The organism is Sediminicoccus sp. KRV36 (genome assembly GCF_023243115.1).
Taxonomy (GTDB): domain Bacteria; phylum Pseudomonadota; class Alphaproteobacteria; order Acetobacterales; family Acetobacteraceae; genus Roseococcus.
The window spans coordinates 1,321,584-1,335,092 of record NZ_CP085081.1 but is presented as its reverse complement, the minus strand read 5'-3'; the positions used below and the strand labels follow the sequence as shown (position 1 = coordinate 1,335,092).

General features: G+C 68.7%; 12 protein-coding genes. 8 read left to right on the top strand and 4 right to left on the bottom strand.

Features of this window, described 5'->3' with window-relative positions; translation table 11 throughout:
- Positions 1–8: 8 nt before the first annotated feature.
- A complete protein-coding gene (locus tag LHU95_RS05935) occupies positions 9–1,172 on the top strand; it encodes a cobalamin-independent methionine synthase II family protein (RefSeq protein WP_248710452.1) in 1,164 nt (387 codons plus the stop codon).
- Positions 1,173–1,213: 41 nt separating this feature from the next.
- Positions 1,214–2,188, top strand: a complete 975-nt coding sequence (locus tag LHU95_RS05930; protein ID WP_248710451.1) for a tripartite tricarboxylate transporter substrate binding protein — start codon at positions 1,214–1,216, stop codon at positions 2,186–2,188.
- A 109-nt stretch (positions 2,189–2,297) separates the two neighbouring features.
- Here LHU95_RS05930 and LHU95_RS05925 read toward each other — a convergent pair whose 3' ends face one another.
- Complete coding sequence (locus LHU95_RS05925; protein WP_248710450.1) at positions 2,298–3,473, bottom strand: M20 aminoacylase family protein; 1,176 nt, start codon at positions 3,471–3,473, stop codon at positions 2,298–2,300.
- 147 nt (positions 3,474–3,620) lie between these two features.
- Here LHU95_RS05925 and glpK point away from each other — a divergent pair, with 147 nt between their 5' ends.
- From glpK to LHU95_RS05900, 5 genes are read left to right on the top strand one after another with little or no spacing between them, the layout of a single operon-like run.
- Positions 3,621–5,099, top strand: coding sequence for a glycerol kinase GlpK (glpK, locus tag LHU95_RS05920; protein WP_248710449.1), 1,479 nt, complete (start codon positions 3,621–3,623; stop codon positions 5,097–5,099).
- Positions 5,096–6,256: a hypothetical protein gene (locus LHU95_RS05915; protein ID WP_248710448.1), complete on the top strand. Its 1,161-nt coding sequence runs from the start codon at positions 5,096–5,098 to the stop codon at positions 6,254–6,256. The genes glpK and LHU95_RS05915 overlap by 4 nt, the downstream gene beginning before the upstream one ends.
- A 37-nt stretch (positions 6,257–6,293) precedes the next feature.
- Positions 6,294–7,673, top strand: a complete 1,380-nt coding sequence (locus tag LHU95_RS05910; RefSeq protein WP_248710447.1) for an acyclic terpene utilization AtuA family protein — start codon at positions 6,294–6,296, stop codon at positions 7,671–7,673.
- A complete protein-coding gene (locus LHU95_RS05905) occupies positions 7,670–8,011 on the top strand; it encodes a hypothetical protein (protein ID WP_248710446.1) in 342 nt (113 codons plus the stop codon). Before LHU95_RS05910 ends, LHU95_RS05905 begins: the two co-directional genes overlap by 4 nt.
- Complete coding sequence (locus LHU95_RS05900) at positions 8,008–8,973, top strand: tripartite tricarboxylate transporter substrate binding protein (RefSeq protein WP_248710445.1); 966 nt, start codon at positions 8,008–8,010, stop codon at positions 8,971–8,973. Before LHU95_RS05905 ends, LHU95_RS05900 begins: the two co-directional genes overlap by 4 nt.
- A 105-nt stretch (positions 8,974–9,078) precedes the next feature.
- On the opposite strand, the gene LHU95_RS05895 is transcribed toward LHU95_RS05900, so the two are convergent.
- Genes LHU95_RS05895 through LHU95_RS05885 form a run of 3 tightly spaced genes read right to left on the bottom strand, consistent with a single transcriptional unit; the run spans position 9,079 to position 12,344 of the window.
- Positions 9,079–10,275 carry an LLM class flavin-dependent oxidoreductase gene (locus LHU95_RS05895; protein WP_248710444.1) on the bottom strand — a complete coding sequence of 399 codons (1,197 nt, stop codon included), beginning with the start codon at positions 10,273–10,275 and terminating at the stop codon, positions 9,079–9,081.
- A 39-nt stretch (positions 10,276–10,314) separates the two neighbouring features.
- Positions 10,315–11,202, bottom strand: a complete 888-nt coding sequence (locus LHU95_RS05890; RefSeq protein ID WP_248710443.1) for a DMT family transporter — start codon at positions 11,200–11,202, stop codon at positions 10,315–10,317.
- A complete protein-coding gene (locus LHU95_RS05885) occupies positions 11,199–12,344 on the bottom strand; it encodes a lactonase family protein (RefSeq protein ID WP_248710442.1) in 1,146 nt (381 codons plus the stop codon). The genes LHU95_RS05890 and LHU95_RS05885 overlap by 4 nt, the downstream gene beginning before the upstream one ends.
- Before the next feature lie 142 nt (positions 12,345–12,486).
- Here LHU95_RS05885 and LHU95_RS05880 point away from each other — a divergent pair, with 142 nt between their 5' ends.
- Complete coding sequence (locus LHU95_RS05880; protein ID WP_248710441.1) at positions 12,487–13,470, top strand: DUF4424 family protein; 984 nt, start codon at positions 12,487–12,489, stop codon at positions 13,468–13,470.
- Positions 13,471–13,509 lie beyond the last annotated feature (39 nt).

Here is a 13,509-nt window from a genome sequence, read left to right as displayed (position 1 = left end):
GAAACATCATGCCATCAACCGGGCGCATCCTGACCACCCATACGGGCAGCCTGCCGCGGCCGCGCGCCCTGACCAAGCTGCACGCCCGCCGCGCTCGGGGCGAGGCAGTGGACGCGCAGGAACTGGCCGCCGCCTCCAGCGCCGCCGTCCAGGCCATCATCCCGAAGCAGCGCGCGGCCGGCATTGATATCCCGAATGATGGCGAGCAGGGGCGCGAATCCTTCGTGCTGTATCTGCGGGACCGTCTGACCGGCCTCGGTGGCAGCAGCGCGCGTGGCGGCTTCCAGGATATTGACGCCTATCCGGAATTCAAGGCCGAGATGCAGGCCGGACTCGCCGGGAAGGAGGCCGCCAGCGTCACCAGCAACCTGCCCGCCGCCATCGGCCCCGTGACCTATGTGGGCACGGCCGCCATGCAGGCGGAATGCGCGGAGTTTCGCGCGGCTCTGGGCAGCCCGGATGCGCCCGGCTTCATGGCCGCACCGTCACCCGGCATCCTCGCCGCCGTGGTGCAGAACCAGCATTACGCCAGTGACGATGCCTATCTCGATGCACTGGCCCATGCCCTCCGGGCCGAATACGGCGCCATCCTGGCCGCCGGCTTCACCTTGCAGATCGATTGCCCCGACCTCGCACTGGAGCGCCACGGCGCCTGGCAGGACAAGCCCCTCTCGGCCTTCCTCCATTTCTCCGAGCGTGTCGTCGCCGCCATCAACCGTGCCATCGAAGGGCTGCCGCGGCAGCGCATCCGGCTGCATGTCTGCTGGGGCAATTACGAGGCGCCGCATGACCATGACGTGCCCTTCGAGGATATCTGGCCGGTGATCCGCCAGGCGCAGGTGGGTGGCTTCGTGCTGCCCTTCGCCAATCCGCGCCACGCGCATGAACACCGGGTCTTCCGCCGCATGCCGCTGGCCGAGGATCAGATCCTGGTGGCCGGGGTGATTGATACGCTCACCAATTTCGTCGAGCACCCCGAAGTCGTCGCCGAACGGCTCGAACGCATCGCCGAGAGCATGGGCGATCCGCGCCGGCTGATGGCGGGGACCGATTGCGGCTTCGACACCTCGGCCGGGCGCGGGCGCGTGGTGGCCGAAGTGGTCTGGGCCAAGCTGCGCAGCATGGCGGAAGGGGCGCGCATCGCCTCTGGCCGCCTGCTCGGCCCGGGCTGACGGCGATGTGCTGGATTTGTGCGTCAACAGGGAGAAACCATATGAAGCGCCGCAATCTTCTGACCGCGACAGGGCTCGGCCTGGCCGCGCCCGCATTGGCGCAATCGCCGAGCTGGCCGGCTGGGCGGCAGGTTCGCATCATCATCACCTACCCGCCCGGCGGCACCACGGATTTCGTGGCGCGCCTGTTCGCCCAGCGCCTGGGCGAGCAGACGGGCGGCAATTTCATCGTGGAGAACCGCGCGGGCGGCGGCGGCGTGGTGGGCTGGACGGCGGCCGTGCGGGCACCCAATGACGGCACGGCCCTGTTGCTGACCGACAACTCCCTGGCCACCGCGCCACCGCTGCATGCCAATCTCGGCTTCGATATCGCGGCCGATTTCACGCCCATCTCGTTGCTGGTGGACTACCCGACGGTCTTCGTCGTGCCGGCCAATTCCCCGGTGCGCAGCCTGCGTGACTTCGTGGAGGCCGCGCGCGGCCAGGCGGCGGATGCGAATTTCTACGGCTCGATGGGGGCTGGCTCCTCACCGCATCTCTACACCGAGTATCTCCAGGACCTGGTCGGCATCCGGCTGACCCATGTGCCTTACCGCGGCATGGGGCCAGCCTTTACCGACCTGCTGGCCGGACGCATCGGCCTGCTCATCGCGGCCCCACCGACCGTGCTGGGTGCCGTGCGTGACGGCCGCGCAAGGGCGATTGCCATCGGCACCCAAGGGGGGCGCATTCCCGCCTTGCCCGATGTGCCGACCGCCCGCGAACTCGGCATCAACTTCACCTATTCCTTCTGGTACGGCCTGCTCGGCCCGCGCGGGATGGAGCCTGCGCTCGTGTCCCGCATCCAGGAGGAGATCGGCAAGGTGCTGGCCACGCCGGAAGTGCGCGAGCGCTTCGTGCAGCAGGGAGCGACGCCGGTGGGCGGCGATGGCGCGGCCTTGCGTTCGGTGATGGAGAGCGACCTGGCGCGCTGGAGCGAGGTTGTTCGCGCGAAGAACATCACCTTGCAGAACTGAAGGATGAGGGGCGCTGCCCCTCATCCCGGCAGGGGACGCGTCCCCTGCAACCCTCTCAATTGAAGCTGCAGGAAACTGGTTTCCTGCCGGGCCAGGGGCAGAGCCCCTGTTACGAACGCGGCAGTTCCTGCTCCACAAGCGCGCTGAAGAAACCCACCCCCAGCGGCGCCGCATCGTCGTTGAAATCATATTTCGGGTGGTGCACCGGCACGCCGCCCTTCCCGTCCGGCGCCTTCTGGCCGAGCTTCACGAAGGCGCCCGGCCGCTTCTCCAGCATGTAGGAGAAATCCTCGGCCCCCATGATGGGCGGGCGCTTGCGGATGATCCCCTCGGGCGCGAAGACCTTGGCGGCCGCCTTGGCCGCAAGGTCTGCCTCACGCTCATGGTTCACCGTGACAGGATAGCCCGACTTCCACTCCACCCGGATTTCCGCCTCGAAGGCATCCGCGACGGAGGCCGCGATGCGCTTGATGTGGCGCTCCATCGCCGCGCGCGTTTCCTTCTTCAGCGTGCGGATGGTGCCCTTGATCTCGCAGGTCTCGGGGATGACGTTGGAGGCGCTTCCGGCATGGAACATGCACAGGGACAGCACCGCGCTGTCCAGCGGGTCCACCCGGCGCGAGACGATGCCCTGCAGCGCCACCACCAGCTGCGCGCCGATCAGCACGGGGTCGATCGCCATATGCGGCCGCGCCGCATGGCCACCCAAGCCGCGGATATGGAACGTGACAGTATCGGCGGAGGCCAGAATTGGCCCGGCCACGATGGAAGTCTCGCCCAGCGCGAGCGAAGGGTCATTGTGGATTCCATAGACGCTGTCGCACGGAAAACGCTCGAACAGCCCTTCCTCGACCATGACGCGGCCACCGCCCGGGCCCTCCTCGGCCGGCTGGAAGATGAAGTTCACGGTGCCGTTGAAATTGCGCGTCTCGGCCAGGTATTTGGCGGCACCCAGCAGCATGGCGGTGTGGCCGTCATGGCCGCAGGCATGCATCTTGCCAGGGGTTTTGGAGGCATGCGGCGCACCGGTTTCCTCGGTCATCGGCAGGCAGTCCATATCGGCGCGCAGGCCGATGGAGCGGCCCGAATCCCCATTCCGCAACACGCCCACCAGGCCGGTGCCGGCGATGCCGCGATGCACCTCGATCCCCCAGGCGGCCAGCTTCTCGGCCACCAGGGCGCTGGTCGCATGCTCCTCGAAGCCAAGCTCGGGATTGGCGTGGATGGTCTGGCGCCATTCGGCGATTTCGGGCGCCATGGCGGCGATGCGGTTGTTGACAGGCATGGTGTGGCTCCTGGGCTATGGCCGGATTGTCGGGCCGGCGCCGCGCTCCGTCAAATTGGCAGCGCCACGCCCTGGTTGCCCCCCATGCTGGTTGACCCCCGTGGAAATCCTTCCTCTCCTCATGCCCGATGACCGGGAGACAACGCCATGCCCCTGCTGCTCGCCCTGGACCAGGGCACGACCTCGACACGCGCCATCGCCTTCGATGCGCGGCTGGTGCCGCTTGCCACGGCCCAGATGGACTTGCCGCAGCATTTCCCAGCACCCGGTTGGGTGGAGCATGAGCCGGAGGATATCGCGGGCCACGCCATCGCCGTATTGCGTGAGGCGCTGGCCAAGGCGGGTGGGACGGCGCGGGACGTCGCTGGCATCGGCATCACCAATCAGCGCGAGACGACGCTGCTCTGGGAGCGCGCCACGGGCCGCGCCGTCAGCCGCGCCATCGTCTGGCAGGATCGCCGCACCGCCGCCGCTTGCCACGAATTCCGCGCGGCGGGGCATGAACCCCTGGTCACGGCCCGCACCGGCCTGCTGCTGGACCCCTATTTCTCCGCCACCAAGCTCGCCTGGCTGCTCGACAACACGCCAGGCGCCCGCGCCGCCGCCGAGCGGGGCGAGCTCTGCTTCGGCACGGTGGAGAGCTTCCTGCTGTTTCGCCTGACCGAAGGGCGCGTCCACGCGACCGATGCGACCAATGCCGCGCGTACCATGCTCTTTGAAATCCACCGCGGCATCTGGGACGCCGAACTCTGCGCCCTGTTCCGCGTGCCCATGGGCATCCTGCCGGAGGTGCGCGACTGCGCGGCCCCTTTTGGCGAGACCACGCTGCTGGGCGGCTCCATCCCCATCCTGGGCATGGCGGGGGATCAGCAGGCAGCGACCATGGGCCAGGCCTGCTTCACGCCCGGCATGATGAAATCCACCTATGGCACCGGCTGCTTCGCGCTGCTGGTCACGGGGGCGGAGGCGGTGGCCTCCAGCAACCGCCTGCTCACCACCATCGCCTGGCAATTGCAGGGCAAGCGGGCCTATGCGCTGGAGGGCTCGATCTTCATGGCGGGCGCCACGGTGCAATGGCTGCGCGATGGCCTCGGCATCATCCAGCATGCGCGTGAGGCCGGCGAATGGGCCGCCCACGCCAATCCCGCCGAGCGGGTGCACCTGGTGCCCGCCTTCACCGGCCTGGGCGCGCCCTGGTGGGATGCGGCCGCGCGCGGCGCCATCCTCGGCCTGACCCGTGCGTCCGGCCGCGCCGAGATCTGCCGCGCCGCGCTGGAATCCGTCGCTCTCCAGACCAGCGACCTGCTGGACGCCATGCGGCGCGACTGGCCGGCCTTGCAGGAGACGGTGCTGCGCGTGGATGGCGGCATGGTGGCGAGCGATTGGACCATGCAATTCCTGGCCGATATCCTGGGTGCGGCGGTGGATCGCCCCGAAGTGCCGGAGACGACCGCGCTGGGGGCCGCCTATCTCGCCGGCCTCCAGGCCGGGCTGCTGCCACCGCCTGGCGATGCACCCACCCATTGGCGGCTGGAGCGCCGCTTCCTCCCCGGCATGGCGCCCGAGGAGGCGGCGCGGCGCAAGAGCGACTGGCACCACGCCGTGCGAAGCGTGCTCAGCCCATGATCTTCGAGCGCTTCGGCATCACGCCCATCATCAACGCCTATGGCACCAACACCCGCCTCTCCGCCGGGCCGCTCAGTGACGAAGTGGCGGAGGCGATGCGTGCGGCCGCCACCGCCAGCGTGGATATCCTGGACCTCCAGGCCGCCGCCTGCCGGGAGATCACGCGCGCCACGGGGGCGGAGGCGGGCTTCGTCACCGCGGGCGCTTCCGCCGCCCTGCTGCTGGCCGCCGCCGCCTGCATGGCGCGGCTGGATGCGGGGGCGATGAACCGCCTGCCCAGCACCCGCGAAGGCCGCTGCGAATTCCTCATCTCCCGCAGCCAGCGCAACATGTATGACCGCGCGATCGAGACGGCGGGCGGAAGGCTTGTGGATGTCGGCATTCCGGACCGCGTCTCCGGGGCCGGGGTGCGCGATGCGAGTGCCGCCGAATTCGCCGATGCCATCACCCCGCGCACCGCCGGCATCCTGCATGTGGCGCAACCGCATGCCGAGCCGCCCTTGCCCGGGATTGCCCGCGTGGCGCGTGAAGCAGGCATTCCGCTGATCGTGGATGCCGCCGCGCAATTGCCGCCGGCCGCGAATTTGCGCCGTTTCATCGCGGAGGGCGCTGATCTGGTGGCCTTCTCCGGCGGCAAGGCCATGGGTGGGCCGCAGGCTTCGGGCATTCTTGCGGGACGCGGAGCGCTGGTGGCCTCGGCCCTCGCGCAGATGCTTGATCTTGACCTGCCCGAGGCGCAGTTCCGCGCGCCGGCCGAATTCCCGGCCTTGTCGCAACTGGCCTTTTTCCCGCGCACCGGCATCGGCCGCTCCTGCAAGGTGGGGCGCGAGGAAGTGATGGGGCTGCTGGTGGCCTTGCAGCGCTTCACGAGCGAGGATGCGGCGACGCGCCAGGCGCGCTGGCAGGCCCGGCTGGATGCGGTGCGCCAGGCCTCGGGCCTGGTTTTCGAGGAGGCGATGGCCGGCGAGGTGCCGCTCCTCCTGCTGCGCTGCGTGGATGCGCCGGCCGTCGAGGCGCGGCTGCGCGCCGGCACCCCCGCCGTGCATGTGAACCCCGCGCGCCTGCGCGACGGGATGCTGACCATCAACCCGATCAGCCTGCATGAGCGTGATTGCGCGCGGCTCGGCCAATTGCTGCGCGCGGCCCTTGCGGATTGAGGCCGGCCAGCGAACACTCGGCCCCAGGGAGATCAGAATGGACCGCTTTCTCGTCGGCAATGGCGCGGGGTTTTCGGGCGACCGGGTGGATGCGCCGCTCCCCGTGCTACGCACGCTGATCGCCAGCGGCCTGCCCTCTGCCATGTTCTTCGAAACGCTGGGCGAACGCACCGTGGCCCTCGCCCATCTGGAAAAGCGCCGTGACCCCGAGGCAGGGTATGAGCCCATGCTGGAGCGGCTGCTGGAACCCATCCTGGCGCTGGCCAAACAGCACGGCATTCCACTCCTGGGCAATTGGGGTGCCGCAAATCCCCCCGCCGCCGCGCGCGCCGTGGCACGCCTCGCGATGGCGCAGGGCATGCCCGATCTGCGGATCGCGCTGGTGGAGGGCGATGACGTGACGGGCCTGGTCGCCGGCGGCCAATTGCCGGTGCATGAGGCGGATGCGGGCCTCGACATGGGCGCCTGGAACCTCATCGCCGCCAATGCCTATATCGGCGCGGAGCCGCTGATCGAGGCGCTGGCGCTGGGCGCCGATGTCATCGTCGCGGGCCGCACCAGCGACCCCGCACTGGCCATTGCGCCGCTGGCGCATCACTTCGGCTGGCGGGCGGATGATTGGGAGAAGCTGGCCCTGGGGGCGGCCACCGGGCATCTGCTGGAATGTGGGAGCCAGGTGACCGGCGGCGTCTTCTGGGACCCGGGCTACAAGGACATCCCTGACCCCGCAAATATCGGCTTTCCCATCGCGGAAGTGACGCGGGATGGCGGCCTGGTCATCACCAAGGCCGCCGATACCGGCGGCCTCGTGGATCTGCGGACGGTAAAGGAGCAATTGCTCTACGAACTGCACGACCCCACGCACTACATCACGCCCGACGTGGTGCTGGATATCAGCCATTGCACGCTGGAACAGCTGGGCCAGGACCGCGTGGCGGTGCACGGCCTGCGCGGCCATCCGCGCCCCGATACGCTGAAGGTGACTGCGAGCTTCGAGGGCAGCTGGCTGGGCGAGGGCGAGGTTTCGGTCGCCGGTCCCAATGCCCTCGCCCGCGCCCGCGCCACCGCCGATGTGCTGCTGGAGCGCATGAAGATCCGCGGGCTGGACGTCCGCGCGCGCGTGGATCTGATCGGCGTCGCCAGCGTGCATGACAGCGATGATGGCGCGCTATGGCGCGGCTATGACGGGCCGGAGCCACCCGAAATCCGCATCCGCCTGGCCGTCGAGGCCCGCACGCGCGACGATGCGGACCAGGCCGCGCGCGAGGTGCTGGCCATGCTGTGCTGCGGCACTGCGGGCACGGGCGGGGCGCGCTGGCGCGTGACACCGCGCATCCTGACGCGCAGCCACCTGGTGCTGCGGGAGCGTGTGCCGGTCACGGTTTCGGTGCGGACAGCGCGGGAGATTTTATCGTGATCGAGGTCCCCCTCCACGAAGTTGCCCATAGCCGCGCGGGGGACAAGGGCAATCGCCTGAACATGTCCCTCATTCCCTATCGCGCGGCGCTGTATCCCGTCCTGGCCGAACAGGTGACGGCCGAGCGGGTGCTGGCGCTGTTCCGCCATCGCGGCGCCACAACCTGCGTGCGGCATGACCTGCCATTGCTGCACGCCTTCAACTTCGTCGTGGATGAGGTGCTGGAGGGTGGCGTGAATGGCAGCCTCAACCTCGACGGCCATGGCAAGACCCATTCCTTCCGCCTCCTCGCGCTGACGATCTCCGTCCCCCCTGACCTGCTGGAGAGACCCGCATGAACCGCCGCACCCTCCTGGCCGCAGCGACTTCGGCACCCTTTGCCGCTCATGCCCAGACGGGCGAATGGCCACGCCAGCCGCTGCGCGTGATCCTGCCCTTCGCCTCGGGCGGCGTTACCGATCTCACGGCACGGCTGCTGGCACCCGGGTTGCAACAGCGGCTGGGCCAGCCCGTCATCATCGAGGGGCGCACCGGGGCGGGCGGCACGATCGCGGCCGAGCTGGTGGCGCGCGCGACCGATGGCCACACGCTGTTCAGCACCACAGGCGCCACCAACAGCATCGCACCCGCGCTGTTCCCGACGCTGCGCTATGATCCGGTGCGGGATTTCCAGCCGATCAGCTTCATCGCGCGCGTGCCGCATGTGGTGCTGGTGAACCCGGCCTCCGGGCTGACCAACATCCAGGAGCTGATCGCCCTGCTGCGGCGGGAACCGGGGCGGCACAACTATGCCTCCACCGGGGCTGGCTCCATCACCCACCTGGCGCCCGAGTTGTTCCTGCAGCTGGCCGGCGTTCAGGCCACGCATATCCCGACGCGAGGCTCCGGCCCCGCCATCATCGAGCTGCTGGCCGGGCGCGTGACCTTCATGATTGACGCGCTCGCGCCGGCCATCGGCCAGGTGCAGCAGGGCAGCCTCAAGGCGCTCGGCGCCGGCACCAGGACGCGCATCCCGAACATGCCGGATCTGGTCCCCGTGGCCGAGCAGGGGCTGCCGGATTTCGAGAGCTACACCTGGGCCGCCATCTACATGACCGCCGGCGCGCCGCCCGCTGTGGTGCAACGCCTGCACGCCGCCACCGTCGCCGCTGCGCGCGACACGGATGTGACGCGGCGCTTCTTCGAACTGGGCTACGAGCTGGTGGCCTCGACGCCCGAGGAGCTGGCCCGCATCCAGCGCGAGGAATATGTGAAATGGGGCGCGGTGATCCGCCGCGCGGATATCAAGCCAGAGAGCTGAGCCTTGCGGTGATTGAACGCCAGGGCTTGCGGGTCACTCAGGCCGCGCTGGCGAGATGATGTGCTTTCAGACCGGCGCGCAGCAACGGCGCGCGCGGCATGATGCTCACTCGCCCGGTTGGCGCTCGCGCAGCTTCAGGCGTTCCATCTCCGGCACGGATTGGCCGGCATCCACGAAAGCCTGCTTCAGCGCCTGCAGATTGGGCGCGAAGATCCCCTCGCGGTTCTGATAGCACCATTCGCGGCTCTCGGCCGGCATGCGCAAGGACCCCTGGAAGCGTGGCATGACCCAGCGGGCAAAGAGCTCATAGCTGCGCAAGGTCTGCTCGCGATCGGCCCATTCATGGGCGCGGAACAGGATGCCGCCGGCACCGCCCTCGCTGAAGCCGATCAGCCGTTCAATTCCCTTGGCCACGGTTTCGGGACTGCCGACGAGCGTGGTGCCGGCGCGCAGCCCATCGCCCAGCGGGTCCTCAGTCCGGGTCGGCGGGCGGCCGAGGGTTTCGCCGAAATAGCTCTCGGTCTCCATGCGCTCACCGATGCGGCAATCTCGCATGGCGCGCTCATCCTCCTCGGCGCAATGCATGTTGACGACGAGGCGCCAGTTCCGGCGGTCCATGGTGTGCCCGTGCTTCGCGGCCTCGGCCTCGGCCATGCGCCATTGCTCGGCGAGCTTCTGCGGCCCGCCGGGCAGGCCGGCGCCGAGCGAGATCAGGCCCAGGCCATGCTTCGCCGCCGCCAGCGCGCCGGAAGGCGTGGTGGAGGAAGCCACCGAGATCGGAAACCGCGGATGGGTGTAGGGGGCCAGGTGCAGCCGCGCTTCGCGCAGTTCGAACCAGTCGGTCTTCATGGTCACCGGCCCGTCACAGGCCAGCAGCCGCGTGATCGCCTGCAACGCCTCCTCCATGCGTGGGCGCTGGGTATGGGCCTCGATGCCCATCATGTAGGCGTCGCTCACCAGGGCGCCGGGGCCGCAGCCCAGCATCACCCGGCCACGCGTCATGTGGTCCAGCTGGACGAAGCGCTGCGCCACGAGGAACGGGTGGTGATAGGGCAGGCTGGTCACGCCGGAACCAAGCCGGATATGCTTGGTGCGTTCGGCCGCGGCGGCGATGATGATCTCGGGGCTGGCGATCGTCTCCCAGCCGGCCGAGTGATGCTCACCGATCCAGGCTTCATCGAAGCCCAGCTGGTCCAGCGCCACCAGAAGATCGAGATCGCGCCCCAAGGCGAGCGTGGGATTGTCGCCCAGCCGGTGGAAGGGGGCGAGAAAAATGCCGAAATTCAGTCCAGCATGGGCCATGGGAAGTTCCTCGTCTTTGCGCCGAGCGTGACGCGCCGCTCAGCGCTTGGCAACCACAAGCGCCACGCCCAGCACGGCCACGGCCGTGCCCGCGATGGCCAGCCAGGCCATTTCATCGCCCAGCACCAGCCAGGCGATGAGCGCGGCCAGCGGCGGCACCAGGAAGAACACGGATGAGGCGCGCGTCGCCTCGCCATGGCGCAGCATGGCAAACAGGATGGAAAGCGAGATCAGCGAATTCACGAAGACCATGTAGGACAGGCCAATGAACAGCTCCGGCGCCCAATCCACCACCATGGTTTCGGTGAACCAGGCGACGGGCAGGCTCGCCACCAGCGCCACGCTGCACATGACGAGGTTGGCGGTGACCAGGTGGGTGGAACGGCCGGATTTGCGCTCCAGCAGCGCGCCGCTGGTCATGACGCTGAGCGCCAGCATCGCAAAGCCCAGCCCCAACCAGCCACTTGCCGAAAAGCCCGTGCCGGAGCTGATCACCAGCCCGGCGCCCAGCAGGCCCAGCATCAGGCCAATCCAGCCGCGCGTCCCTACCGGCGGGTCACCCACCACGACGGGCGCCAGCAAGGCCACCAGCACAGGTTGCAGGCCGATCAGCAATGCGATGGTGCCCGCCCCCATGCCATTCGCCATGGCGAGGTTCATCGCAGCGAAATACGCGAATTGCACCAGCAGCCCCATGCGGACCAGATGCATCAGCGTGGCGCGATCGGGCCGCGCGGGCCGCAGGACAAGCCATAGTGGCAGCAGGATCGCCACCACCGTGGCGTAGCGCATGACCTGCAGCGTCATCGGCTCGGCATGCGGCAGGCAGAGCTTGATGGCGGTAAAGCCGCCCGACCAGAGCGAGACAAACAGAAAAGGCGCCGCGACCAGCCAGGCTGGCCGCGGCTGAGAGGCTGCTGTCTTCAACGATCCGCCGTGCGGAACGCCGAAGGCCCACCATCCACAGCGATGCGCCCGGACAGGGCCGTCAGGCGCTGGCCATCAAAACCGAAGCCCTGGATTTCGCGTTCCACCATGTTCTGAACATAGACCCGCGTGCCGTCATTGTTGAAGACCACGCCCTGCCCCCAGCTTCCCATCTCGGCCTGGGCCACGCGCGTCAGCCGGCCGTCATCAATGCGCAGCATCACAAGCTGGCCCCGCCCATAGAGCGGGTGATTGGCGGCACGGGCCGAGCCATTGATCACCACCACCGCCACATGCCGCCCATCGGGGCTGACCTGGATGCCCTCCGGAGTTGGCCCCACGCTGATGGTATCCGCCACGCGGAAGGGCTCGGCCGTGAGCGAAACGAGGCTCACCGTATCGGCATCGCCCGAGACGCGACCGAGATTGGCGACCACGGCCCAACGCCCATCGCGGGTGATCCCGAGGCCATAGGGCCGGATGCCGACGGTGATGTCGCGCCCGGCAAGGGTCACGGCCTCGCCCTCCACCTTCAGCACGGTCACCATGAAATCGCCATCGCGCGTCACCAGCGCGAAGCGCCCATCGGGGGTGAACTGCGCATGGCTGACGCCCGAGGCCGGCGGCCCGATGGTCAGCGTGGAGAGCGGCGCCAACCGCCCATCCGCAATGCGATACACGCTGACGGTTCCGGCATTGCGATTGGCCACCAGCGCCAGCGTGCCCGCACGATTGACCGAGACGCCCGAAGCACCCGCCCCGGCTTCCAAAGTCTGCACCACGGCGGGTGGCGTCGCGCGCAGGTCAATCACCGAAAGCCGGTTGTCGGGGATGGTGCGTGCCGGATTGGCCGGGTCCAGCTTCTGCGCGGAGGTGACAAGGCCCAGCCGCTCATCCGGCGTCAGCGTCACGGAAAGCGGCGGCCCCACCACCGAATGCGGCGCCTGCACGCTGCCCACCACCCGCGGCGGATGACTGCCGAGATCGAGAATGGTGATCGTATCGGCCGGCGGGTTTTGCACAACGCGGACCGTGCCATTCTCCAGCACGGCCTTGCTGTCATTGCCGGAGAGCGCGAGCTGCGCGAAGGCTGGGCCCGCCGCGAGCAGGGCCGCGAGCGCGGTGAGGGTGGCTTTCTTCATGATGTCCTCCTGCGGGGTCTGCCGCCCCATGGACCAAGCCTAGGGCCTCGGGCGGCGCAGCGCCACAGGCCAGATACGGCGTGCTTGACCTGGCGCGCCAGCCCCGGAAGATGCGTGTTGCACGCTCAACGGAACCCAGCCGATGCTTCGCAGCACCCTGCGCCATGCCGCCCTGTTCCTGTTGCTGGGCGGCCCACCCGCGCTGGCCAATGACAGCAGCGCCGCCATCGGCCTGGGCGGCCTGACACTGACGCGCAGTGCCGAAATCCGGCTGGACCAGCAGGAGCTTTTCATCAGCCGCACGCAGGTGCGGGTGAACTACGTCTTCACCAACACCACCGACCGCGACATCGAGACGCTGGTGGCCTTCCCCCTGCCCGACTTCACCCATTCCCCGGTGGAGCGCGTGCCCGATTACGCCCGGGACCTGAATTTTCGCACCCTGGTGGATGGCCGCCCGCTTGCGTTGGAACTGGTGCAGCGCGCCACCTTTCGCGGCAAGGACATCACGGACCGCCTGCGCGGCCTCGGCCTGCCGCTGGTGGGCGGCGCGGATGAGCGCTTCGAATACGCAGCCAATGCCCTGCCCGAGGCGACGCGCGCCGCCTTGGTGCGGGAGGAGCTGGTCCTCGGCCATTTCGGGAATGGCCGCACCACCATCGACGAACCCGCCTGGACCGTCACCAGCAGCATCACGCGGCGCCAGATCTTCCCTGGTGGGCGGAGCCTGCGGGTGCAGCACAGCTACACGCCCTTCGCCGGCGGCTCGGTCGGTGGACGCCTCTCACCCCGGCATCGCCAATCGGCGGATTTCCGGGCCGCCCGGGCCCAATTCTGCATGGATGACAGCTTCATCGCCGCACTGGACCGCCGCACCAGCCGGGCGGCGAATGGTTCCGACTACAGCGAGGTCTGGCTGCAATACATGCTGACGCCGGGCGGCAACTGGGCCGGGCCGATCCGCGATTTCCGCCTGGTGGTGGACAAGGGCAATCCGGGCTCGATCGTCAGCTTCTGCGGCGAAGGGGTGCGCCGGCTGGATGACCGGCGGTTCGAGATGCGCCTGCGCGACGTCACGCCCAGCCGGGAGCTTGATATCCTGATCGTGGATTTTCACCGGGATTGAGCCGGACAGCAAAGAGACTTGAGCAGTTTCCAGGATCAG

Excerpts from the sequence above, each read along its gene's own strand:
- LHU95_RS05895 (WP_248710444.1), bottom strand. The coding sequence starts at position 10,275 with ATGGCCCATGCTGGACTGAATTTCGGCATTTTTCTCGCCCCCTTCCAC.
- LHU95_RS05935 (WP_248710452.1), top strand. The coding sequence starts at position 9 with ATGCCATCAACCGGGCGCATCCTGACCACCCATACGGGCAGCCTGCCG.
- LHU95_RS05900 (WP_248710445.1), top strand. The coding sequence starts at position 8,008 with ATGAACCGCCGCACCCTCCTGGCCGCAGCGACTTCGGCACCCTTTGCC.
- LHU95_RS05930 (WP_248710451.1), top strand. The coding sequence starts at position 1,214 with ATGAAGCGCCGCAATCTTCTGACCGCGACAGGGCTCGGCCTGGCCGCG.
- LHU95_RS05925 (WP_248710450.1), bottom strand. The coding sequence starts at position 3,473 with ATGCCTGTCAACAACCGCATCGCCGCCATGGCGCCCGAAATCGCCGAA.
- LHU95_RS05915 (WP_248710448.1), top strand. The coding sequence starts at position 5,096 with ATGATCTTCGAGCGCTTCGGCATCACGCCCATCATCAACGCCTATGGC.
- LHU95_RS05910 (WP_248710447.1), top strand. The coding sequence starts at position 6,294 with ATGGACCGCTTTCTCGTCGGCAATGGCGCGGGGTTTTCGGGCGACCGG.
- LHU95_RS05885 (WP_248710442.1), bottom strand. The coding sequence starts at position 12,344 with ATGAAGAAAGCCACCCTCACCGCGCTCGCGGCCCTGCTCGCGGCGGGC.
- LHU95_RS05880 (WP_248710441.1), top strand. The coding sequence starts at position 12,487 with ATGCTTCGCAGCACCCTGCGCCATGCCGCCCTGTTCCTGTTGCTGGGC.
- glpK (WP_248710449.1), top strand. The coding sequence starts at position 3,621 with ATGCCCCTGCTGCTCGCCCTGGACCAGGGCACGACCTCGACACGCGCC.